This is a genomic window from Rhizobium sp. BK602 (genome assembly GCF_014195095.1).
GTDB lineage: Bacteria > Pseudomonadota > Alphaproteobacteria > Rhizobiales > Rhizobiaceae > Rhizobium.
The window spans coordinates 64,874-88,184 of record NZ_JACIBC010000005.1 but is presented as its reverse complement, the minus strand read 5'-3'; the positions used below and the strand labels follow the sequence as shown (position 1 = coordinate 88,184).

Annotated in this window: 23 protein-coding genes and 2 pseudogenes; 19 read left to right on the top strand and 6 right to left on the bottom strand. The window is 60.8% G+C overall.

All coding sequences use genetic code 11. The features are described 5' to 3' along the window. Positions 1–7 precede the first annotated feature (7 nt). Entirely contained in the window at positions 8–340 is a 333-nt protein-coding gene (locus tag FHX11_RS17085) for a cytochrome C oxidase subunit IV family protein (RefSeq protein ID WP_184358857.1), read from the top strand. Between the two features lie 83 nt (positions 341–423). Here FHX11_RS17085 and FHX11_RS17080 read toward each other — a convergent pair whose 3' ends face one another. Next, a complete protein-coding gene (locus tag FHX11_RS17080; RefSeq protein ID WP_184358856.1) occupies positions 424–933 on the bottom strand; it encodes a cupin domain-containing protein in 510 nt (169 codons plus the stop codon). 141 nt (positions 934–1,074) lie between these two features. After that, positions 1,075–1,407: pseudogene (locus FHX11_RS17075) on the bottom strand (integrase core domain-containing protein); the annotation flags it as partial. Between FHX11_RS17075 and FHX11_RS29945 the strand changes: the two are divergent. The 5 genes and pseudogenes from FHX11_RS29945 to FHX11_RS17055 form a co-directional block, all read left to right on the top strand. Further along, positions 1,404–1,508: pseudogene (locus FHX11_RS29945) on the top strand (fumarylacetoacetate hydrolase family protein); the annotation flags it as partial. The pseudogenes FHX11_RS17075 and FHX11_RS29945 sit on opposite strands and share 4 nt — an antisense overlap. 139 nt (positions 1,509–1,647) lie before the next feature. Further along, a complete protein-coding gene (locus FHX11_RS17070) occupies positions 1,648–3,615 on the top strand; it encodes a glycoside hydrolase family 3 N-terminal domain-containing protein (RefSeq protein WP_184358855.1) in 1,968 nt (655 codons plus the stop codon). A 63-nt stretch (positions 3,616–3,678) separates the two neighbouring features. Next, positions 3,679–4,140 carry a hypothetical protein gene (locus FHX11_RS17065; protein ID WP_184358854.1) on the top strand — a complete coding sequence of 154 codons (462 nt, stop codon included), beginning with the start codon at positions 3,679–3,681 and terminating at the stop codon, positions 4,138–4,140. Positions 4,141–4,233: 93 nt separating this feature from the next. Further along, a complete protein-coding gene (locus FHX11_RS17060; protein WP_184358853.1) occupies positions 4,234–4,560 on the top strand; it encodes a hypothetical protein in 327 nt (108 codons plus the stop codon). Positions 4,561–4,741: 181 nt separating this feature from the next. Continuing rightward, the gene (locus FHX11_RS17055; protein WP_184359397.1) at positions 4,742–5,668 is read left to right on the top strand and encodes an MYG1 family protein; all 927 of its coding nucleotides are present in this window, start codon (positions 4,742–4,744) and stop codon (positions 5,666–5,668) included. Positions 5,669–5,711: 43 nt separating this feature from the next. Here FHX11_RS17055 and FHX11_RS17050 read toward each other — a convergent pair whose 3' ends face one another. Continuing rightward, positions 5,712–6,740 carry a LacI family DNA-binding transcriptional regulator gene (locus tag FHX11_RS17050; protein ID WP_184358852.1) on the bottom strand — a complete coding sequence of 343 codons (1,029 nt, stop codon included), beginning with the start codon at positions 6,738–6,740 and terminating at the stop codon, positions 5,712–5,714. Positions 6,741–7,040: 300 nt separating this feature from the next. Between FHX11_RS17050 and FHX11_RS17045 the strand changes: the two genes are divergently transcribed. From FHX11_RS17045 to FHX11_RS17005, 9 genes are all read left to right on the top strand, one after another. Continuing rightward, a complete protein-coding gene (locus FHX11_RS17045; RefSeq protein WP_184358851.1) occupies positions 7,041–8,063 on the top strand; it encodes a sterol desaturase family protein in 1,023 nt (340 codons plus the stop codon). 125 nt (positions 8,064–8,188) lie between these two features. Continuing rightward, positions 8,189–9,157, top strand: a complete 969-nt coding sequence (locus FHX11_RS17040; RefSeq protein WP_246781049.1) for a substrate-binding domain-containing protein — start codon at positions 8,189–8,191, stop codon at positions 9,155–9,157. 109 nt (positions 9,158–9,266) lie between these two features. After that, positions 9,267–10,289, top strand: a complete 1,023-nt coding sequence (locus FHX11_RS17035; RefSeq protein WP_184359395.1) for an ABC transporter permease — start codon at positions 9,267–9,269, stop codon at positions 10,287–10,289. 8 nt (positions 10,290–10,297) lie between these two features. Then, positions 10,298–11,125, top strand: coding sequence for an ATP-binding cassette domain-containing protein (locus tag FHX11_RS17030; protein WP_184358849.1), 828 nt, complete (start codon positions 10,298–10,300; stop codon positions 11,123–11,125). Positions 11,126–11,166: 41 nt separating this feature from the next. Continuing rightward, positions 11,167–11,478, top strand: coding sequence for a MocE family 2Fe-2S type ferredoxin (locus FHX11_RS17025; protein ID WP_184358848.1), 312 nt, complete (start codon positions 11,167–11,169; stop codon positions 11,476–11,478). A 4-nt stretch (positions 11,479–11,482) separates the two neighbouring features. After that, positions 11,483–12,262, top strand: a complete 780-nt coding sequence (locus tag FHX11_RS17020) for a TIM barrel protein (RefSeq protein ID WP_184358847.1) — start codon at positions 11,483–11,485, stop codon at positions 12,260–12,262. Between the two features lie 4 nt (positions 12,263–12,266). After that, the gene (locus FHX11_RS17015) at positions 12,267–13,091 is read left to right on the top strand and encodes a 3-methyl-2-oxobutanoate hydroxymethyltransferase (protein ID WP_184358846.1); all 825 of its coding nucleotides are present in this window, start codon (positions 12,267–12,269) and stop codon (positions 13,089–13,091) included. 17 nt (positions 13,092–13,108) lie between these two features. Further along, complete coding sequence (iolG, locus tag FHX11_RS17010) at positions 13,109–14,110, top strand: inositol 2-dehydrogenase (RefSeq protein WP_184358845.1); 1,002 nt, start codon at positions 13,109–13,111, stop codon at positions 14,108–14,110. A gap of 94 nt (positions 14,111–14,204) precedes the next feature. After that, complete coding sequence (locus FHX11_RS17005) at positions 14,205–14,492, top strand: MurR/RpiR family transcriptional regulator (RefSeq protein WP_184358844.1); 288 nt, start codon at positions 14,205–14,207, stop codon at positions 14,490–14,492. Between the two features lie 60 nt (positions 14,493–14,552). Here FHX11_RS17005 and FHX11_RS17000 read toward each other — a convergent pair whose 3' ends face one another. Continuing rightward, positions 14,553–15,584 carry an AraC family transcriptional regulator gene (locus FHX11_RS17000; protein WP_184358843.1) on the bottom strand — a complete coding sequence of 344 codons (1,032 nt, stop codon included), beginning with the start codon at positions 15,582–15,584 and terminating at the stop codon, positions 14,553–14,555. Positions 15,585–15,705: 121 nt separating this feature from the next. On the opposite strand from FHX11_RS17000, the gene FHX11_RS16995 reads away from it, so the two are divergent. The 4 genes from FHX11_RS16995 (at position 15,706) to FHX11_RS16980 (ending at position 22,058) form a co-directional block, all read left to right on the top strand. After that, a complete protein-coding gene (locus tag FHX11_RS16995; RefSeq protein ID WP_184358842.1) occupies positions 15,706–17,157 on the top strand; it encodes an APC family permease in 1,452 nt (483 codons plus the stop codon). Beyond that, positions 17,154–17,327 carry a hypothetical protein gene (locus FHX11_RS16990; RefSeq protein ID WP_184358841.1) on the top strand — a complete coding sequence of 58 codons (174 nt, stop codon included), beginning with the start codon at positions 17,154–17,156 and terminating at the stop codon, positions 17,325–17,327. The genes FHX11_RS16995 and FHX11_RS16990 overlap by 4 nt, the downstream gene beginning before the upstream one ends. Before the next feature lie 90 nt (positions 17,328–17,417). After that, on the top strand, positions 17,418–19,406 hold the full coding sequence (locus FHX11_RS16985) for a primary-amine oxidase (RefSeq protein WP_184358840.1): 1,989 nt from the start codon (positions 17,418–17,420) through the stop codon (positions 19,404–19,406). A gap of 450 nt (positions 19,407–19,856) precedes the next feature. After that, a complete protein-coding gene (locus FHX11_RS16980; protein WP_184358839.1) occupies positions 19,857–22,058 on the top strand; it encodes an adenylate/guanylate cyclase domain-containing protein in 2,202 nt (733 codons plus the stop codon). Positions 22,059–22,060: 2 nt separating this feature from the next. On the opposite strand, the gene FHX11_RS16975 is transcribed toward FHX11_RS16980, so the two are convergent. Then, positions 22,061–22,570, bottom strand: coding sequence for a YHS domain-containing (seleno)protein (locus FHX11_RS16975; RefSeq protein ID WP_184358838.1), 510 nt, complete (start codon positions 22,568–22,570; stop codon positions 22,061–22,063). 36 nt (positions 22,571–22,606) lie between these two features. Continuing rightward, positions 22,607–23,197: an ankyrin repeat domain-containing protein gene (locus tag FHX11_RS16970; RefSeq protein WP_184358837.1), complete on the bottom strand. Its 591-nt coding sequence runs from the start codon at positions 23,195–23,197 to the stop codon at positions 22,607–22,609. Positions 23,198–23,311 lie beyond the last annotated feature (114 nt).

Below are 23,311 nucleotides of genomic sequence, written 5' to 3'. Positions count from 1 at the left end.
TGGCATCATGGCCGAGACGCAGGCACATTCCGGACAGCAGCATCCGATCAAACTTTACATGGTGGTCTGGGGGCTGCTTTTCGTCCTCAGCACCTTCTCCTACCTCGTCGACTATCTCGGCATCCAGAGCTATCTCCGATGGTCTTTGATCCTCCTCTTCATGGTCCTGAAGGCGGGGCTGATCGTTGCCATTTTCATGCATATGGCCTGGGAACGGCTGGCGCTGATCTATGCCATCCTGCTTCCGCCCGTCCTCGTGCTCGTCTTCGTCGCTTTGATGGTGTCGGAATCGCACTACACGGTCCTCAATCGATTGACCTTTTTTGGGGCCGGATCGTAGGCGCGGTATCAAGCCTTGTATCGTGAGGTTACGGGATTCGTATCGTTCCGGCGTGAGCGCAGGCGTGGCCGAGCCTCCGTGTCCTATCTATGGATTGGATCTTTCCAGAGCACTTCCTCTGGTTTCTCCACCGGCTCGATGTCGAGATTGACGACGACGGGTTCCTGGCCGGAGCGCACGAGGACGCATTCCAGCGTCTCGTCGCGGCTGGCATTGATCTCCTGGTGCGGGACGTAGGGCGGAACGTAGATGAAATCGCCGGGGCCTGCTTCGGCCACGAATTCGAGGTTTTCGCCCCAGCGCATGCGTGCCTTGCCCTTGACGACATAAATGATGCTTTCGAGATCGCCATGGTGATGAGCGCCGGTCTTGGCATTGGCGTGGATCGTCACCGTGCCGGCCCAGATTTTCTCGGCGCCGGCGCGGGCATTGTTGATCGCCGTCGCCCGGTTCATGCCCGGTGTCTGCGCTGTATTCGGATCAAGGGCATTGCCGGGGATGATCTTGATGCCGTGCTCGCGCCAATGGTCGGCATCATGATGGTCGTGATCGTCGCGGTGATGGTCGTCGTCGTGGCTATGGTCGTGAGTCACTATCTTCTCTTCCCTTGAATTGTCAGCAGTGGCGTGGCTGTTCAACTGGCGAACGGCGCCGATAATACTGTCGGGTACGGTGCCGGCCAGCGATCCCTTTTCGAAGCATTGGCGCAGAGAGGCAGTATTTTTCGCCTAACGCTAGGTGTTTGGTCCCCGTATGAGCTGGTGCGGATCAATTTTGAAGATTGAGGGGTCTTTTGTCCAGGCGCGGCAGATTGCCTGACAGGGCGTTCGCCATCGCAGCACCTCACGATGTTTGGCGACGTTGTAAGTGGCGACGAAGGTCGGGACATGGGCCTTGAGACTTTCCAGGCCGTCATAGTGGTAGATCTTGACGATGGCATCCTTGATTGTTCGGTTCATCCGCGTGGCCTGGCCGTTCGCCCATGGATGGTCGGGCTCGGTCAGCCCATGCTCGATGCTGTTGGCGATGCGGATCCGGTCGAAGATGTGCGGGCCGAGGAAGCGGCGTCGGCGCTAAGCGCAATCCGCCGTTTTGGATGAAGCCCGGGGATGTCGTCGAGGTGGAGGTTGACAAGCTTGGCATTCTCAGCAACCCGATTGTCGATGAACTGCGTTGGTTTGCGCCTATTGGCGATATGGTTGCGGGTGCGATGTGGTGCGGATTCGCATGTGCAGCGCAATGAGGCGGCGCAGTCTGCGCCCCTTTAGCGCACTGGGATGGATTAGAATGCTTTCGGGAGGGATTTCATGAAACAAATCATCGTCATATGCGCGCTCGGTTCTCTGCTGGCCTCGACGGCCCTGGCGCAGGAGCAGCCGGTACTCTCTGCTCGCATCGCCAAGACGCTGACCGTCGATGGTCTGTCGTTCAAGGATCTCGATGGCAATGGCAAGCTCGATCCTTACGAGGATTGGCGGCTGACGGCCGCCGAGCGCGCCGCCGATCTGGTCAAGCGCATGACGCTGGAAGAAAAAGCCGGCCTCATGATGCACGGTACTGCACCTTCCGTCGGTGCCGGTGCCGGCATGGGTGTGGGATCGCAATATGATCTCGACCGCGCCAGGGAGATGATCGACAAGCGCAAGGTCGTCACCTTCATTACCCGGCTTTCCGGCGATCCCGCTGTTCTGGCGGAGGAAAACAACAAGCTGCAGGAGATCGCCGAATCCGGTCGTCTCGGCATTCCGGCGACGATCAGCACCGATCCGCGCAATCACTTCCAGTTCGTGCTCGGCGCCAGCGTTTCCGCCGGCGGTTTCTCGAAGTGGCCCGAGACCTTGGGGTTTGCCGCCATCGGCGATGCGGCGCTTATGCGTCGGTTCGGCGATATCGCTCGCCAGGAATATCGCGCTGTCGGCATCCAGGAGGCGCTGTCGCCGCAGATCGATCTTGCCAGCGAACCGCGCTGGCCGCGCATCAACGGCACTTTCGGCGAGGACGCGCAGCTCGCCAAGACCATGGCGGAAGCCTACGTCGCCGGTTTCCAGAACGGCGAAGCCGGCATCAACCGCGACAGCGTCATCGCGGTTGCCAAGCACTGGGTCGGCTACGGCGCGGCCAAGGACGGTTACGACAGCCACAATGCCTATGGCCGCCACTCCGTATTCACCGGTAATGATTTCGCCGAGCATCTGATCCCCTTCGAGGGAGCGTTCAAGGCCAAGGTCGCCGGCGTCATGCCTACCTATTCGATCCTCGAGGGCGTCAGCATCGACGGCAAGCCGCTGGAACCGGTCGGCGCCGGATACAGCAAGCAGCTGCTGACCGACCTGTTGCGTGGAAAATACGGCTTCGATGGTGTGGTCCTCAGCGACTGGCTGATCACCAACGACTGCAAGGACGCCTGCCTGGATGGGGAAAAGCCGGGCGTGAAGCCGACGCTCAACGAGGAAACCTTCGGCATGCCCTGGGGTGTCGAGGATATGAGCCGCGTCGACCGCTTCGCCAAGGCCGTCAATGCCGGTGTCGACCAGTTCGGCGGCGTGACCTCTTCGAACCTGCTTGTCGAAGCGGTGAAGGACAAGAAGATCGGTGAAGCGCGCATCGACCAATCCGCAACCCGGATATTGATGCAGAAATTCCAGCAGGGCCTGTTCGAGAGCCCCTATGTCGATCCGCAAACGGCGCGCTCGATCGTCGGCAATCCGACATTCGCGGCAGAAGCGACCGCCGCGCAGGCCAGGGCCATGGTGTTGCTCGACAACAAGGCCAAGCTTCTGCCGGTCCAGAGCGGCAAGAAAGTGTTCCTTCACGGTGTCGATGCGAAGGTTGCCACCGATCGCGGCTTTACGGTCGTTGCGACCGCCAAGGAGGCGGACTTTGCGCTGGTGCGGCTGAACGCGCCCTATCAGCAGCCGCATATGAACTATTTCTTCGGCTCCCGGCATCAGGAAGGTGATCTGGATTTCAAGGATGGCAATGCCGATTTCGAAGCTTTCAAGAGTGCTGCCAAGGAGGTCCCGACCATCGTCACCGTCTATCTGGCGCGTCCGGCGATCCTGACCGGCCTTCGTGATCGGGCCGGCGCCATCCTTGGAAATTTCGGCGCCAGCGATGCGGCCCTGTTCGATGTGATCGAGGGCAAGCAGAAGGCGGAAGGAAAATTGCCCTTCGAGCTTCCCTCGTCCATGGCCGAGGTCTTGGCGCAGAAATCCGACGTCCCGCATGACAGCGCCAATCCGCTCTATCCGATCGGATACCATATGCAATACTGATCCTGATCCACTCAAACGATGAGGAATTAGCCTGCTATCAACATCACTTTGGATCAACCAGCCATGATATGGACGAGCGCAATGCCATCTGGCGCGAAATGCCTTGCGAAGGCGCTGATCTGTGCCGGGCTCCTGGTTCTCGCGTGTCAGTCGCGGGCTCTGGCCGATAGCGTCGACAGCGCGATCACCATTCTGGATGTATCGGCTTCGCACTCCTTGTCCACGCCGGGTGCCTCCGGCGTGGCCAGTGACGCGGACGGGTGCAGGGCATGGTCACTGGACAAGCAGCAGGTTGCATCGGTGTTTCGGCTCAGCACCGACCTGCGCGAAGGCGAGCTGCATGATTATTATTGGCTGCCATGCTCGATCAAGGGACATGCTCGGTTCCAGGAAGCGACCTGGGAATTCGAAATCAACGCCGCCGGCACCAGCACTTGGCGCAATGGTGACACGACACGCCTGATGGGATGCGCACAGCTCGCCTGTCAGTCGCTGGTGATCTTGATGCCGGACCAGAACAGATGACTGGCATCATCAAGCGCGGACAATATAAGCACGACCGCGACCGTCAACGACGATAGGATCGTTCGATCCCTCCGACGCTGGACCCATCAAAACATGCTGGATATCTATTACGTGGCCCCCTCTGTCACTGTCATGCCGGAAGATCCGGACAAGCTGGAATTTGCGGGGTCCATCGATGTCGATGCGCACCGTGCGCTAGCCTCTTTTCTCGATCAGAGCAGAGAGACAAAGATCCGTCTCACCTATTCCGAAGATACGTTGCTGACGCCGGCGCAGGTTGCGACCTTGCTGGAGATCTTCATGGCGAATACGCGTGATCTGGAACGCGATGGGCAGGCATCTGCGGCGTTCGAGGTGATGCGGGGTATTCTGGAGGAGGCGGTCAACAGAGGAATGGGGCTCGTGGCCTTTGGCGATTGAAGACGGCCCGCTGCGTTGGAGTCGTTATCTCGGCAGACGAGCCTCGTCATCGATCAGGGGCAGGCGACAAGGTGCCCAGTCCGTCCAAGCCAGCGGATAGTGGGTTGAGATGGGATCGATCAACGGTTATCTGCTGCTGACCCCAAGCGGACACTTCGCGAACGACAAGGCACATTCCCGCATGACCCCAGATTTTCTCGTCACCCATTCCGGCGGCTTTCATGCCGACGAACTGCTGTCCAGTGTCATCCTGACCCGGCTTTTTCCGAAGGCCCGCCTGATCCGCAGCAGGGCGCCGGAATGGATAACGCCCAGCGCCGATCGCATCATCTACGATGTGGGCGGCCGATATGACGCCGCAGCGCAAATCTTCGATCACCATCAACGCGGTGCGCCCCTGCGGGAGAGCGGCCAGCCCTACAGTTCGTTCGGATTGATCTGGAAGCATTATGGCCGTGACTATCTGGCCGCCTCGGGTCTTCCCGAAGGACATATCGAGGCGCTTCATGCCTCTTTCGATGCTGGTTTCGTGCTGCCGGTCGATCTGGTGGATAACGGCGCACTCAGCCCCTCCATCGCGGGGCCACTGGCCGGGCTCACGCTGCCGGCGCTGCTGGAAACCTTGAAACCCGTTTTCGACGAGACGGACCCCGAGGCCACGGATCACGCCTTCCAGAACGCGCTTGCCATTGCCCGCAGCTTCGTCGAGGCAAGGATAGCCCAGAGCGCCGCAAAATTGCGGGCTGAGGCGCTCGTCGATCAGGCAATCATGGCTGCCGGCGACGGCCGCATTCTGGAACTCCCAATGGGAATGCCCTTCCGCCCGGCCATCGTGAAGGCGGGCGCCGATCAGCTGCTGTTCGTCGTTCATCCGCGCGAAAATGATTGGTGCCTCACCGGTATCCGCCGTGCGGACGAGGGGTTCGAGCTGAGGGCGGATCTGCCTGCCGCCTGGGCTGGCCTGACCGATCAGGATCTGGTGGCGGCTTGCGGTGTGGAGGGTGCGAGCTTTTGCCATAGCGGCCGCTTCATCGCCGCCGCCAAAACGCGGGAGGCCGCGCTCGCCATGGCCGAACTGGCGGTCACGGAGGCCGTTTCAGGGGGCTGATCGGCGGTTCGTCTTTTTCATGTGCTGGGTCATGCAAACGCCCTCATACGTTTTCTCGCGTATAGATGTCGAAGGGGACGATCTTGGTGTAGCTGCCATTTTCCCCTTTGGCTTCGACGGCCATGATCATGCCTCTCATCGTTTCAGTGGCGAGGCGTGCGAGAGGATGGGCGATGGATAGGGTGAGTGTTCCATCGAGCAGGGCTGCTTTCACATTGTCCATGAGTTCGTAGCCGACGACGGTCAGGGTACCGGCTCGTCCGGTGCCGCGCAGGGCCGCCAGCACGCCGCTGATACCGCCCCCGGCGACGTAGAGGCCGGCCAGATCGGAATGGTCTGCCAGCAGGCGTTCGGTCATTTCCTGGGCCACGGCGGAGGATTCGAAGGTCGAAAGCGGTTCCAACAACGTGAATTCCCGCGCGTGCTCCCGAAAATAAGAGCGAAAGCCGGTCTCGTTCATTTCCTGATTCCGGTAGCGCGGATTGCCCATCAACAGGCCAATCTTGCCGGGGCTTTTGCAGATATGGTCGAAGGCCCAGGCCGCGGTGCGCCCGACCTTCCAGTTATCCAGCCCGACATAGTGGATCTGGCCCGTCGCGGCGACCTGCGAGATCAGCGCAAAGACGGGAATGCCCGCGGTCTGGATCTTTTCAAGCGCCTGGAGGACGACGGGATGCACGGCAGTCGTGACGCAGAGCGCGTCGCATTCCTCCGCCAGTGCCAGCGCCCGGTCTGCCGTGTTTTGCGGCGAGAGATCTTCCAGATGCTCGATCCGAAGATCGATGTCGACCGTTTCCATCGCAGCGGCTGCCTCCTGCAAGGCGCGCGCGACGAGCTGGTAGAATGGCCGGTGCGGTTGGAGGAGCAATATGCCGAAGCGATATTTCGGGCGTGCGGCCGCGTTGCGCGCCTCGATGGCACCAAGCCCATAGAAGCCGATGCTTTCGGCGGCAGCCCTGACGGCCTCCCTTGTCTGAGCCCGCACATTCTCGGCACCGGAGAGGACCCGGTTCGCTGTCGCGATCGAGACGCCCGCGGCTTCGGCGAGATTGCGGATCGTCGGTCTTCGCATATCTACTCCATGATATGAAATGTATCAATTTGTCGATATCTTTGAGATGAATGATACGATCATCTATCGGACGAGAAATGCGCCTTGATTTCATCGGCGTCAAGTTGGCATTGTCCTTGTCAGAGGACGACAGGTGAACGCTCCTGCGGTTCACGGCGTCCTGGGAGAGAAATGCAATCGACATCGTTGGCTTATGCGCTTTGGGTCTTCGCCCGAAGAAGGTCGCGTTTTGTCCATGCGGTCTGCAACACCTCTCCCAGATCACGAACAGCGGATGCGTGATATCCGGGAGGCATGACGATGGATGATCTCAAATACGGAACGCGGAACAAGCGCGGCGACTGGGCGCCCAATGGGCGGATCGAAATCGCGCCTTTCTGGTCCTGGCCGCCGAAGATCCCGTCGGTGCTGAAATGGGTGCCGGAATATATCTGGCCGTGGAACACCTTTCACATGGCGACGGCGCTTCTCTACTGGTTCTACGTCGTGCCCGACGTCGAGGTGATGAAGACACTAAATTGGGGCTGGGCGCTCAGGCTCTACGCAGTCAACGCGGCTGCGATCTTCGTCTTTTATGGCTCCGTCGAGCTGTTTTTCTACGTGAGGCGCAGGCAGGGCAATCGCTTCAAATACAATGTCAAATTCCCGAGCGAGCAGCCGTCCGATGTCTTCTGGTTCAAGAGCCAGAACATCGACAATTTCCTGCGCTCGTTCTTCCTGTCGATCCCGTTGTGGACGGTTGTCGAGGTTCTGTTCCTGTGGGTCTTTGCCAATGGCTGGGTGCCCTGGCTGAGCTGGGTGAACAACCCTTACTATCTGGCGTTCCTCGTCGCCGTCGCGCCGATGATCCATGAGGTCCACTTCTTCATCATCCACCGGCTGATCCATTGGGGGCCGCTCTATCGCTGGATCCATTCGGTCCACCACAATTCGGTGAACCCGTCGCCATGGTCGTCGCTGTCCATGCATCCGGTCGAAGGTTTTCTCTATCACGCCGTTGCCCTCTGGCACCTCGTCATCCCGTCCAATCCGATTGTCGCACTGTTCCAGCTCCACATCGCCGGCTTCGGCGCGGTCAACGGCCATATCGGCTTCGACAAGCTGGAGGTCACCGAGGAAACACCGATCGATACCCATGCCTATGCCCATTACCTACACCACAAATATTTCGAGGTGAACTATGGCGGCGACGGGCTGATCCCGCTCGATAAGTGGTTCGGCACCTGGCACGACGGCACGAAAGAAGGCGACGTGCAGATGCAGGCCCGCTTTGCCAAGAAGAGAGAGCGCATGAACGCAAAGACGGTTCGCGCAAACTCCTGAATTCACGGAATTCCAAGAATGTCCGCGAGGAGGCGGACCTTCTTGGAAGGAGGGTCGCCGCGGCCCGCAGCTCAATGCTTTTTGAACCCGCCACAGGGCGGAAACCGGGAGGAAATTCGATGACAATGCCGATCAGCATAACCAAGGCTCTTGTGACCTCGGTTGCCCTCTGTCTTACCGCGAGCGCGGCACTCGCCGCCGACATCGCGGTCGTCGGCGGCAAGACCGACGACGCTTTCTGGAGCAAGATCAAGAAGGGCGTGGACGACAGCCGTCTCGCCGTGGTGGCGAACGGCGGCAAGGTAACCTATCTCCAGCTCCAGACCTACGACAATCTCGGCCCCGATGCCGCCGGTCTTGTGCGCACCGCCATCAGCCAGGGCGTCAAGGGCCTCGTCGTTCCCAACTGGGTACCGGAGGCCGAGGATGAGGCGATCAAGGCGGCCGTCAGCAGCGGCATCAAAGTCATCCTCATGAATTCCGGCTCGCTCGACAAGGCGAAGGAACTCGGTGCCATCAACTATGTCGGTTCGGATGAATACCTCGCCGGATTTGCCGGCGGACAGTATTTCGGCAAGAGCGGCCAGAAGAAGGTGCTCTGCGTCAACACGCTGCCCGGCAGCGCCAACCAGGAAGCACGCTGCAAAGGCGTGATCGACGGGATCGGCAAGGCTGGCGGGGCGGGCAAGCAATTGCCGCTGCCGGCGACCAGCTTCGGAGACCCGACGGCGATTGCCGAGGCCGTCAAGGCGACGCTGACACAGGACGGCACGATCGACGGCGTCATCACGATCGGTGCAGGTGACGCGGATGCGGCGGCAAGCGGCATCCAGCAGGCCGGCAAGGTCGAGACCGTGAAGCTCGGTTCCTTCGATTTCAACCAGGCGGGCCTCGACCGCATCAAGAGCGGCGCGCAGCTCTTCGCCGTCGATCAGCAACCCTATCTCCAGTCGCTGCTATCGGTCTCGCTGCTGGCATCCCACATTGATTTCGGCACGGACCTGCCGGTGAAGCCGGTCTTGACCGGGCCGGGCATCGTGGACGCCTCGAACATCGATACGACGCTTGCGGGCGTGTCCAAGGGCGCGCGCTGAGCCGCGCGCTTCCCGGTCGCTCCCTGTGACCTCCCCAGGGAGCGACCGCCGCCACAACCCGAGAAGGGGAACCATCATGAATTCGAAAACCGCAAGTCAACCGATCGTCATGGCGCAGACGCCGCCTCCCTCCCAAGCCGCTGGTGTGTCCATCGGCAGGCTGTTCCGCCGGCCTGAAGCAGGCGCCTTTCTTGGCCTGTTCGGCGTCTTCGTCTTTTTCCTCGTCTTCGGGAGCATCGATTTCCTGAAGCCGACGGGCGCGGCGAGCTGGTTGAACGTCGCGGCCAATCTCGGCATCGTCGCTTTCCCGATTGGCCTGCTGATGATCGCCGGTGATCTCGATATCTCCATCGGCTCGATGATCCCCGCCGGTTCCATGACGGTCGCGATCATCTCGGGCTATTATGAACTGCCGATCTGGCTCGGTATCGCCGCTTCGCTCGGCTTTGGCGTCATCGTCGGTCTCATCAACGGCATCCTTGTCGTGCGAACCAACGTGCCATCCCTGATCGTTACACTCGGAACGCTCTTCGCCGTGGCCGGCCTGGTGCTCGGCCTCTCGGTGCTGCTCACCGGCACGACGAGCGTCGCCCTCAAGGCGCCGGAGCTTGCGAAATTTCTCTTCGGCCACTTCGTCGCCAACACGTTCCAGGTCATCATCTTCTGGTGGCTGGGGCTGACGGCGCTCTACATCTACGTCGTCCATTATTCGCCCTACGGCAACTGGATCTTCGCCATGGGCGGCGACAGGATCAGTGCCCGCAACGCCGGTATTCCGACGGCAAAGCTGACCATCGCGCTCTTCGTGCTCTCCTCGACCAGCGCCGCTTTCGTCGGGATGTGCCAGGCGATCCTGTTCAACTCCGCCCAGGTCTCGGCCGGTATGTCCTTCATCTTCAACTCGATCATCTCGGTGGTCGTGGGTGGTGTGCTGCTGACCGGTGGCTTCGGCTCCATCGTCGGCATTTTCTTCGGTACCATCACCTTTGCCGTCGTCAACCAGGGCATCTATTTCACCTCCTTCGACCGCAACTGGTCGAGCCTCATCATCGGGGTGATGCTTCTGCTTGCCGTGCTGATGAACAACACCTTCCGCAGCATGGCGCTCTCCTATTCGCCGAAGAAGAAATGAGGCCGGTCATGTCTACGCCCATCCTGACGCTCAGAAACATCTGCAAGTCCTTCGGCCCGATCGACGTCCTCACTGATATCTCGCTGGATATCCGTTCCGGCGAGGTGCTCTGCCTGCTCGGCGACAACGGAGCCGGCAAGTCTACGCTGATCAAGACCCTCTCGGGCGTCTATCGTCCGAACTCCGGCACGATGGAAATGGACGGAAAACCTGTCGAGTTCGCCGGTCCACGGGACGCCAGCAATCGCGGCATCGCAACGGTCCACCAGTTCGGCGGCACCTTCCCGCTGATGAGCATCGGCCGCAGTTTCTTCGTCGGCGTCGAGCCGACCAAGGGCTGGGGACCCTTCAAGATCTTCGACCGCAGACGCGCAAACGAGATCGCCGTCAAGGCCATCCGCGACTTCGGTATCACGCGCATCGACGACGGTGATCGGCTGGTCGGCGGGCTTTCGGGCGGGGAGCGGCAGTCTCTCGCCATCGCCCGTGCCGTTCATTTCGGCGCGAGGGTGCTGATCCTCGACGAACCGACGGCCGCGCTTGGCGTGAAGCAGGCGACCCATGTCTTGAGGATCGTCAACGAGGCGAAGCGTCGTGGCCTCGCGGTCGTCTTCATCACCCACCAGGTCATGCATGCCATGGCGGTCGGCGATCATTTCGCGGTGCTGATCCGTGGTGCGATGGCCGCCGATTTCCGCAAGGGCGAGAAGACGCGCGAGGAAATCACCGATCTCATGGCGGGTGGCGAGACCATGGCGGAACTCGAAGCCCAGATCGACGGCTACATGGCAACGCATGACGGCCATGCGCCCCAGCTTTCCGGTGCGGCGGGCTGACCGGCGCACGTCCCAGAACTGAAATGACAAAGGAATGGATAATGGGGACCTGGACCCGCGCCTGCGCAGCCGAGGATGTCGAACTCGAAGACCTCTACCGCTTCGACCATGGCGGGCGAACCTTCTTGGTGATCCGCAGCCCGGAAGACGAATTCTTCTGCATCGACGGCATCTGCACGCATGAGCGGGTGCACCTTGCCGATGGCCTCGTCATGGATGGCGTCATCGAATGCCCGAAACACAGTGCGCACTTCGACTACAAGACCGGCGAGGCGACCCGTGCGCCCGCCTGCATCAACCTCAAGACCTGGCCGGTCCGCATCGAGAACGGCGACATTTTCGTAGAGATCTGACGACATGACACAATTTGCATTGGCAGCTTGCGCCGAAATGATCTGGCGGGATCGTCCCATCGAATGGCGCGCTTCCCGTCTCAAGGACATGGGTTTCGGCGTCGGCCTCTGGAACTGGCCGGACCATGACTTGGCCAAACTCGAAGCGACGGGAGCGACCTTCACCATCATGAACGGTTATCTCTCCGGCCGTCTCACGGACGACGAAGGCGCCGAGGAGCTTCTGCGTACCGCACGCGAAACGGCTGAGGTCGGCAAGCGCCTCGGCGTCCAGCGCCTCAACCTGCATGGTACGGGCCTCGGCGAGGGCGGCTTGCCCGTCCAGCCGATCGAGGTCGTGACCGGCGCCATGTGGCTGAAGGCGCGCGACACGCTGCGCCGCGTCGCCGACATGGCGGAGGAGGAGAATGTCATCTTCACGCTCGAAAACCTGAACCTGCCTGTCGACCACCCGGGCGTGCCCTTCGGTCGTGCCGAGGATACGCTTGCCCTGGTGTCGAGCATCGATCACCCACGGCTGCGGCTCAATCTCGACCTCTATCATGCCCAGATCGGCGAAGGGAATCTCATCGAGCTTTGCCGCAAGTGCCTGCCGTGGATTGGCGAAATCCAGGTGGCCGATGTTCCCGGTCGCTGCGAACCCGGAACCGGGGAAGTGAACTGGCACGGCATCGCCAAGGCTCTGAAGGCCATGGGCTATGCCGGCCCGGTCGGCATGGAGGCCTTCGCCTCCGGCGATCCGGAAACAGCGCTCGAAGCCTTCCGCAACGCGTTCACGGTGTAGGCCCATGGTCCACAGGAATAACCGCCCGACCGTCGCCGATATTCGCGCAATGAAGACGCGGGGCGAGAAGATTTCCATGCTCTATGTGACGACGCTGGAGGAGGCTGCCGCCGCCGACGCCGCCGGCGTCCACATGCTTTCGATCGAGGGCCGGTTCTTCTCGCCGGAGATGCGCGCGGCGGCGGGCCGCTGCTTCGTGCAGGTCGGCCTTCCCTATGGCGGCTGGGGCAAGTTCGAGGGACGACCGCTTGCGATCGCCGAGGACTATCTGCGCGCCGCCTTCCATTTCTCCGCCATGGGCGGAGACTGCTTCTACTGCGCGGCATCGCTGGATATCCAGAAGGTGCTTTGCGACAACCACGTCCCGATCGTCGCCCATGTCGGGCTCATCCCCTCCTACATCACCTGGACCGGATATCGCGCGGTCGGCAAGACGGCGCAGGAGGCGATTGAGGTCTTCCGGCACGTCAAGCGGCTCGAGGCCATCGGCTGCTTCGGCGCGGAGCTGGAGGTCGTGCCGGATCGTGTCGGCGAGCTGATCTCGCGGAATACCTCGATGATCATGCTGGGCATGGGGGCCGGACCGGGTGCGGATGCGCAATATCTCTTTGCGGAAGACGTCCTCGGTCACACCGACGGCCACCGGCCGCGCCACGCCAAGACCTATCGCAACTTCGCCGCCGAATTCGACAGGCTGCAAAAGGAGCGCATCGCCGCCTTCCGCGAATTCATCGCCGATGTGAATACCGGCTCCTATCCGCAGTCGCAGCACAATGTCGCGATCGGCGACACGGAATTCAACGCCTTCAAAGCCGAACTCGGCCTCTGATCAATAAAGGAAATCCCATGCTTAAAGTTGGCCTTCTTGGAGCCGGTCGCATTGCCGGCGTGCACGCCACCGCGATCTCCGGTCACCCGGGCAGCACGCTGGTCGCAGTCTCCGATATCAATACCGCGGCTGCCGAAAGGATTGCCGCTCAATATGGTGCCGAAGTGCGCGATACCGCTGCTATTCTCGCCGACGGCGCGATCGACGCCGTGTTGATCGCCACCTCCACCGACACCCATTCCGATCTCATCGAAAAAGCGACGGCGGCCGGAAAGGCGGTGCTTTGCGAAAAGCCCGTCGATCTCAGCCTCGCGCGGGCGCTTAGCTGCAGGAAGACCGTTGCCGCCACGGGCCGTCCCGTCATGATCGGTTTCAACCGCCGCTTCGACCCCAACTTTTCCGCATTGAAAAAGGCCGTTGAAGCGGGCGAGATCGGCAAGGCCGAACTGCTGTCGATCACCTCCTTCGATCCCGCCCCGCCGCCGGTTGCCTATATCAAGGTCTCGGGCGGCCTCTTCCGCGACATGATGATCCACGACTTCGACATGGCGAATTTCATCATGGGTGCGGCTCCGGCTACGGTCACGGCCGTCGGCTCCTCCATCGTCGATCCGGCGATCGGCGAGGCAGGGGATGTCGACACCGCCGTGGTGACGCTCACCTATGCGGATGGCCGCATTGCCGTCATCAAGAACAGCCGTCGCGCCGTCTACGGCTATGACCAGCGGATCGAGCTGCTGGGCTCGGAAGGTCTGCTGCAGGCGCAGAACATGCTCGAAAACACCGTCGTGAAATCGACGACGCAGGGCGTGACCGGTGCCAAGCCGACCTACTTCTTCCTGGAACGCTACATGCCGGCCTATGCCGCCGAATGGGCGGCCTTCGTGGATGCGGTCAATGGTGACAAGGCTTTGCCGGTGACGCTCGAAGACGGCGTTGCCGCGCTCGCCATGGCGGAGGCCGCAACCCTTTCCGTCAAGACCGGTGCCCCGGTCTCGCTCGCGAGCGTTATCGGCTGAGCTTCATGGAGGCCGTTTCACGGCAGAAGGGCAAATCAGACGGTCGCGCCAACGCGACCGAACTCCCTCCTTTCGCAATGCCGGGAGATTGGAAATGCTGCCATTCTCAAGTCCGCAGACGTCGCCCAGCATACGGGATCTGAAGCAGCTGATTGCCGAACGGCGCATCGATTTTCCGGCTCTTCCGGAAAAGGCGATGCGGCTGCTTCTCAGTCAGCCTGAGATCATCGCGTTCGGGACGCTGCAGTCGGTGGCGCGAAGCTGCGGCGTTTCGGGAACGACCATCATGCGACTTGCGTCTCGGAGCGGCTATTCGAGTTTCAAAGAGATGAAGGGCGCCTTCCGCCAATACCTGATCTCCGTCGCCCGGATGAATCAATAGCGGGCCGCGATAACTCAAAGGCTCTGCCGACATATCGCATTTTCTTTCTGCTTGTTCGAATTATCCGAAGGCAGATGGTTTCCTTTTTTTCCAGGATCGTAGCGCACGCCAGAGTACCGTATTGTCTGCATAGCCCAATGCGCAGGCGACCTCGGATATCGGTGTTGCCCGTTGCTCCCCGAGATAATGGGCGGCGAGTGTCTGGCGGTGCTGCCGGATAAGATCGCGGAGCGATGTCCCTTCTTCCGACAGCCGGCGCTGCAGGCTGCGTGGCGACATCTTCAGTTCGGCGGCCAGCGCTGTGACCGTGACCGGCTTATGGCCGAGATAGATGCCGATCAGCGCCTGGACCTTTTGCGTGACGGCGTCCGTGTTTGCGGTTTGGTCGACCAGATCGGCTATATGTCGCTCCAGAATTTCGACCAGGCTTTTATCCTCGGTTCGAAGAATGCGGTCAGCTTCGGCTCTGCTCATGACGATGCGGTTGCCGGATTGGCCGAACAAGATGGAGGCGCCGAAGATACGCTCAAGGGTTCTGGTATCGCGCGGCGCCTGATGTTCGAGATGGATCTCGATCGGCCGCCAGCCACGGCGGAAGCAGGAACGGACGAGTTGGCAGGAGGCGGCAAGCGTGAATTCGCTGTCTTGTCGGCGCGGCCACATGCTGGGATCGACGATCCGGTAGCTCCAGACAAAATCGCCCTTCTCCTCAAACACGCCGGAGCTCGTTGCTCCCTGAACCGCGTTGACATATTTCGACAGCCGCTCGAAGGCGCTGCGAATGGTTGGCGAGAGCGAAAACAGCATGCCGATCGGGCCTATGTCGGCGGGCTTGAAACCGGTGCCCATGCGGGCCCCCAAGGCCGGTTCGCCGGTAATCGTCGCGGCATCCTCGAACAATGCGACATAGCGCGCCATCGGCAGGACAGCGTAGGGATCTTCCAGTTGTGAGCGCAAAATGCCGTGAGAGGCCAGCAGAAGGTCGGTTTTCCCGGATCGTCTGTCAATTTGTTGCACCAGCGGGATGAGGACGGAGGCGCGAATTGAAGCAAGCGCTGGCATGCGGCTGATTAAATGCGGTGCAACTGCCATTTTCGGCATCTCCGGCGAGCTTCGTGGCGCGAATTATCGATTCATTGGCACAAACTGCAATTTCGGGGCCAGATCGTCCCGCTTACCTTCTTGGCAATAGACAAGCAAAGAGGGGTTCTCCATGACACTGGAAGCAAACATGCCCGCATCATCGGCGCCGGAGCGTCGTCTGGCCAAGGACTCGGTGGGCCTCGCTCATATCGTATTCTTCGTCGTTGCCGCGGCCGCACCGCTCACGGCCGTCGTCGGCGCTTCGCCGGCCGCCTTTGCCTTTGGCAATGGCGCAGGCGTTCCCGGCGCTTTCGTGCTCGCCGGCCTGCTCTACCTGCTCTTCTCGGTCGGCTTCACCGCCATGAGCCGGCATGTGGGCGGAGCAGGGGCGTTCTACACCTATATCACCCACGGCATCGGCAAGCCGGCCGGCGTGGGCGGCGCCTTCATGGCCCTGGTCACCTATAGCGCGGTTCAGATCGCCATCTATGGCCTGTTCGGTTTCTTCATGGCCAACGCCATGGCGCCGCTGGGATTGCTGCTGCCCTGGTGGGCCTGGGCCTTCGCGGCCCTCGTCGTGGTCCTGGTCTGCGGCCAGCGCAATATCGCCTTCTCCGGCACGATCCTCGGCGTCTGCATGATCGCCGAAATCGCCATATTGCTGGTTCTCGATCTCGGCATCGTCTTTTCCGGCGGCGGACCGGAAGGCATCACCTTCTCCTCCTTCGCGCCGTCCTCGGTCTTTACGCCCGGTCTTGGCGTGGCGCTGGTCTTCGTCATCGGTTCCTTCATCGGCTTCGAGGCCACGGCGATTTTCGGCGAGGAAGCCGAAAATCCGGAAAAGACCATTCCCCGCGCCACCTATGTCGCCGTGCTGCTCATCACTCTCTTCTATGCCTTCTCGACCTGGGCAATCGTGCAATTCTACGGCCCGGGCAAGGTGCAGGCGGCCGCGGTCGCGAGCCTCGACGGCTTTTATTTCAATGCCGCAAACTCCGTACTTGGGGCATGGTCGAGCCAGGTGATGAACGTGCTGCTGATCACCAGCCTGTTCGCCTGCATCCTATCCTTCCACAATACGCTCAACCGCTATTTCTTCGCGCTCGGCCGCGAAGGCATGGCCGCTAAAGTGCTCGGCAGCGTTCACCCCAAGCATGGTTCACCCTATGCAGCGGGTCTTCTGCAAAGCCTGATCGCGGCCGTCATCCTCGCCCTGTTCGTGATCTTCGGCGCCGATCCCTATACGGTCGTCTTCTCGTGGATGGCGGCGCTTGCCGGCATCGGCATCCTGTTGGTGCAGGTGCTGGTCTGTGTCGCTATCGTCATGTTCTTCCGCAAGACGCCAAATGGTTACAGCGCCTGGACCACGACGATCGCTCCGGCGCTGGCGCTGCTCGGTCTCATGGCGTCGCTCGTGCTGGTCGGTTCCAATCTTTCGCTCCTGTCCGGCAGCGACAGCCTGATCGTCAAGGCTTTCCCCTATGCCATGGTGCTGGTGGGCGTTCTCGGCGCGCTTTTCGCGATCCGGGTCAAGAAGTCCAAACCCGATCTCTACGCTTCCCTCGGAAAGGTCTTCGAATGAGCGCGATTGCCGAACTTGAACCGGTCGATCGGCTTCTGGCTCTCGTCGTCGCGATCCTCACCGTCGCAACATTGCTGGTTGCCGTCGAGACACACGCTTTCTGCTCGGTGTTCTGCATCCATCGCGGTCCGATGACGGTCGAGACGCAGATCTGCTCCAGCCGATCCTGATCACGACAGCCTGCGACGCGCGATGGCGCGTCGCCTTCCCGAAATTGCGAGGCCCCGAAACCGAGAGGCCAAAGTAAAAAAGGTATATCCATGGACGCCGTTGTTACAGTCACTCATCCGCTCGATCCTCTCAGCCTTGCCGAGATTGCTTCCGCCGTTGCCCTTCTCAGGGATAGCCGGAAGCTCGCGCCGACCGTCCGGTTTCCAATCGTTCGGCTGGAGGAGCCGACCAAGGCGGATCTCGCCGCGCATCGCCTGGGCGGCACGTTGCCGCGCCTGGCTTTCATTCTGGCAATGGACATCGGCAATGGCGAGACTTTCGAGGGTATCGTCGATCTCACCTCGGGGGAGGTCGCCTCCTACGAGCGGCTGCCGCTCGATCAGCTTCCTTACGGTCAGCCGCCGGTCATGCTGTGCGAATTCGAAACCGTCGAAGGCACCGTCAAATCCGATCCGCGCTGGATCGCCGCAGTCAAGAAGCGCGGCGTCACCGACGAGGATATTCCGCTCATCCAGATCGATCCATTCTCCTCCGGCTATTTCGGCCGCGATTTCGAGAAGGGCAAGCGCATCGTCCGCGCCGTCTCCTATTGGCGCGAGGATATCCGGGACAATGGCTATGCGCATCCGATCGAAGGCGTTGTGGCGGTGGTCGACCTGATCGCCAACCGGGTGGTCGATCTCGTCGATGACGAAAAGATCATTCCGGTCCCGAGGAAGAAGCGCAACTATGGCCGCGAGACCTTCCCGGAAACCCGCCCCGATCTCAAGCCCCTGCACATCGTCCAGCCGCAAGGGCCGAGCTTTACCGTCGACGGCTGGAAAGTCGAATGGCAGAACTGGAGTTTCCGCGTCGGCTTCACGCCGCGCGAGGGCCTGGTTCTGCATGAGCTTGGCATCAAGGATCAGGGCAGGCTGCGGCCGGTCGTATTCCGGGCCAGCGTCACCGAAATGGTCGTGCCCTATGCCGATCCGACCGCGAACCACTATTGGAAAAGCGCCTTCGATGCTGGCGAATATGGCCTGGGCCGATTGGCCAATAGCTTGGAACTCGGCTGCGACTGCCTTGGCCATATCCATTATTTCGACGTGCCGGCAGCGGACGATCTCGGCCAGCCCTTCACCATGAAGAACGCCATTTGCATGCATGAGGAGGATTACGGCATCCTCTGGAAGCATTACGAATTCCGCAACGGCATTTTCGAAGTGCGCCGTTCGCGCCGCCTGGTCATTTCCTTCTTCGCGACCGTCGGCAATTACGACTACGGCTTCTACTGGTATCTCTACCAGGACGGCACGATCCAGCTCGAGGCCAAGCTCACCGGCATCATCCAGACGGCGGCAGTGGCGACCGGCGAGACCTATCCCTGGGGCGGCATGGTCGATGACAATCTCGGCGGCCCGACCCACCAGCATTTCTTCAACGCGCGCCTGCACATGGATATCGATGGCGGCGGCAACACCGTGACGGAGCATGATTTCGTGCCGCGCCCCTGGGGCGACGACAATCCCTACGGCAATGTGTTCGACACCAGGACGCGTGTGCTGAAGCGTGAACTGGATTCACCCGCGCTCGCCAATGGCGAGACCGGCCGCTATTGGAAAGTCTCCAACCCCAATATCCAGAACAGCGTCGGCAAGGCGCCGGGCTACAAGATCGTCGTCATGCCGTCGCCGGTCATGCTTGCTCAGCCGGAGTCCACCGTTGCCCAGCGCGGCGGCTTTGCCAAGAAACACATCTGGGTCACCGCCTTCGATGCCAGCGAGAAATATGCGAGCGGCGACTATCCGAACGTGCATGCCGGCGGCGACGGCCTGCCGCGCTACGTGATGCAGAACCGCGAAATCGACAATGCGGATGTCGTGCTTTGGCATTCCTTCGGTCATACCCATGTCTGCAAGCCCGAGGATTTTCCGATCATGCCGGTGGAATATGCCGGCTTCACGTTGAAACCGAACGGTTTCTTCGCTTCCAACATCGCCATGGACCTGCCGCCGGAGGCAAACGGGCACAGCATCGACAATCGCCTGCCGCAGTCGCCCGAAAAAATCGGAAGCGGTTCCTGCTGCCACACGTAAAGCGTTGCAGCAGATCGACGGATCTGCCCCTGGGATATGCCGGCTAAGAATAAATCTCGCGGTCAGGGCAATTCCAGGAAAAGTGCGCAGCGGTTTTCCGTCCGGAATTGCGTCAAAACATTAGGCCAGAACGGTTCAGCGAATTTGTGAAACGCTGAACCGCTCTGGCCAGGGCTTTCGCAAGGCCGGATATGACGACAAGTCCTGGATCCGAAATTTTCATCGATGATTTGCCCTGTCTCTCAATGCCAAATCGATCGGCGTGTGACGCCTGTCAGGCTCGGTCTCATGGATGAGGTGGAGAGGTCGTCTGCGTTGCTCATGGCCTCCATCCATTCCCCAACGCGCAGCTGCGTGTCGACTACTCCGGATGGTCCTCGACCAATGGCTTCGCCAGTCGACCTGCGGTAAGATGCGCTGCAGGGGCCATCGCCGTCAGCGGGGAGAGGCATGGAGCGCCGTCTTGCAGCAATTCTGATCGCTGACGTCGCAGGCTACAGCCGCCTGAGCCAGATCGACGAGGAAGCGGCGCGCCGCAGCTTTAATGCCGACCTGGATGAACTCATCAAGCCCAGAATCGCCGAACATCACGGTCGGCTGGTAAAGACGATGGGCGACGGCCTGCTCGTAGAATTTCATAGCGTCGTCGATGCCTTGCAGTGCGCGATCGCGATCCAGCGGGAGAAGGCGAGACAGAAATCCGCCTCTGGCGACGCCATGCCGCTGCGGTTCCGCATCGGGGTTAATCTCGGCGATATTATCGTCGAGGACGAAGATATTCACGGCGATGGCGTAAACATCGCCGATCGCATGCAGACGCTGGCCGAACCGGGCGGCATCGCCATCTCCGGCACGACCTATGATCAGGTGAAGACGAAGATCGATGCCGGTTTTATTTCGCTCGGGCGGCAGAAAGTCAGGAGCATTGCCGAGCCGATCCGGGTCTACAGGGTCGTTTTCGATCCAGCCATGGCCCGCCGGTTTCCGCAATTGTCCAAGCGGGTGCGTCGCGGTGCGGTCCTTGCCATCGCACTATGCCTGATCGCCGGCGGCGGCGCTTACCTCTGGCACAGGCTGGACATCGGCGAGACGCCGGCGTTCGTCCGCCGCTTCGCCTATCCCCTGCCAGACAAGCCTTCGGTCGCCGTCCTTCCTTTCATCAATGTCAGCGGCGATTCAGAACAGGACCATCTGGCCGAAGGTCTGACGGACGATCTGATTACCGAACTTTCGAAGGTGTCGGGGCTTTTTGTCATTGCCAGGCATTCGGTCTTTGCGTTGAAGGGCGACATGGGCAAGACCAAGGAGGTGGCGGCGGAACTCGGCGTGCACTATCTGCTCGAAGGCACGCTGCAGCGGGCGGGGCCGCAGTTGCGGATCAACGTGAAACTGATCGACGCGCTGACAGGGCTCTCCATGTGGGGAGAACGCTACGATCGGCAATATGCCGATCTTTTTGCAATTCAGGACGATGTGACCGGCAAGATCATCTCGGCGCTGAAGGTGGAGCTCAACGAAGGCGAGCGCACGCAGATCGAGAAGATCCCGAGCGATAATCTCGAAGCCTACGACTATTACATGCGGGCGGAGCACGAAGGGCTGCTCTACAGCGACGTGGAGACCTATCGACGGACGCTTTCCTATTACCAGAAGGCGATCGACCTCGATCCGAATTTTGCCGACGCGCATGCCGGGATCGCACGCGTGGCGGTCGACGTCTGGCGTAACGACTATAATTTTCTCTGGTCGGCGGCGGTGGCGCGCAAGATCGCCTATGATGCTGCGGGGCAGGCGCTGAAGCTTGACCCGAACAATGCGCGTGCTCATACCGTGCTCGCCTTGCTGCAGCTGGTCGATGGCAGGGAGGCTGAAGCCCGAGAGTCGGCAAACCGGGCCGTGACGGCCCAGCCGAACAGCGCGGAAGCTGCGGGTAACCTGGCGCTGATCCTGTCCCAAACGGGAAACCACGATGGCGCCATTGCCGAGATCGACCGGGCGCTCAGGCTCGATCCGTCGCCATCGCCGAGCTTCCAGCTGCTGGCGGGCATCGTTCTCTACACGGTGCGGGACAATAGGCGTGCCGTCCCGCTCATAGAAGCGGCGCGCGACGCATTGCCGAACGCCGAACCGGCGCGCGAATATCTGACGGCGGCTTATGGGTTTGATGGCGACCGGGTGCGGAGCGCGGCGGAAAAGACGAAGCTTCTAGAGCTCTTTCCCGAAAGCAATCTCACCTATTACGGATATCTCTACGACTACTGGCGTCCAGCCGAACTGGAACATCACCTGACCGGGCTGAAGGCCGCGGGCATTCCGGCATGGCCTTTCGGATTTGTCGGGAACGACGCCGATCAGCTCGACGAGAAGGCGCTGCGCGATCTAATCGACGGAAAGACCTGGGCCGGAAAACACAAGAACGGAACGGCCTTCGTCCAGTATTTTGACAAGGCAGGCAACACCGCCTACAGGAGCGCCAATACCAATATTACCGGCACGGTTGACGTGAAGGGAAACAGGCTGTGCGAGCGGTTTAGCGGCTATTTCCTGGACCGCATGGTCTGTGGGCAGGTCTACCGGAACAGGGATGCCGGCGACGCCCAATATGTCCACGTGACCCCGCAGGCGCTGATGTTCTTTTCGCCGGCGCCGTGAGGTCAGTCTGCCGGCGTGTGCTGCCAGTCCTTTTGCATTTTTTCCGAAATCAACGTGTTCTGGACTTCCGACCAGTGTTTCTTGGAGTCGACGACCTTTGTCGGCTTTTTCTCGAAGCCGTCGGCGGCGCCCGGATCGTAGCTCAAATACAGCTTGCCATCGATGATGCGCCAGGCATTGGGATCGATATTGGTGGTCACCGTGCCGAACGAAACGCCGTCTGCGCAATAGCCGCCGTATTGCGGCGCGTATTTGCCGGGATCGGCGATGAACAGGTCGCGATTCCTCGCGCTGGCGAAATGCCATTCGGCACCCAGCCAGCGGTGCGAATAGGCTGCCGACCCTTCTACGGCCCTGTTTTCGGTGAAATATGCCACGGGATCGTATCCCTTGATCGCGACGTCACCGAAATAGCCGGTATTGACCGGCTCTTCGGCACAGACCGGCGCGGCAAAGGCGATTGCCAGGCCTGCAAGGATCAGCGCGGCTGCTCCTGTCTGTTTGCGAGACATGTATCGGTCCTCCCTCTGCGGGCAGTGAAAGCGGTGCTACTGGCGCTTGGTGCATTCGGCAAAGAGCCAGTCGCCGACGAGATCAGCCTTCTGGCAGATCGCTCCGGCTTTCAGCAGCAGTCCGACGGTATCCCAGTGGGACCGCCATCCAGCCTGGGTCAACGGCGTGTAGCCGTTACGCTCCTTCGCTTCCAGGTCGGCCTTGTGCTCTACCAGGAAGGCCACCACATCGGCTTGTCCTTCTTCTGCCGCAGCATGCAGCGGCGACATATGATAGAAGTTCTTATCGTCATTGACTTTCGCGCCTTTCGACACCAGCAGCTCGACCACGTCGAGATGTCCAGCGTAGGCGGCCGCGTGCAGTGCGGTAAGGCCGCCTTTGTTGCGGCATTCGATATCGGCGCCGTTTTCCAGCAGCATTGCGACTATATCCTTCTGCCCAGCGAGCGCGGCAATGAGCAGGGGCGGTTCACCGGACTCGTTCGGGGCGGCGATATCGATGCCGCTCGCGATCAATTGGGCAACACGCTCCCGATCGCCGGTCCGGACGGCGTCATGCAGCGGCCCTGCATAGACGAGCGGCGTCCAGAGTAGAAGGCATGCTATCAATCCGCTGACGACCCTCATCGCATACCTCCGTCCAACAGGACGGCCTCACCGGTGCGAAGGAATGTGCAACGTATCACGAATACGTCGTCATAAGCAAGAAATCGCGCAAATGTTAGCTTTTATGCTTACAGT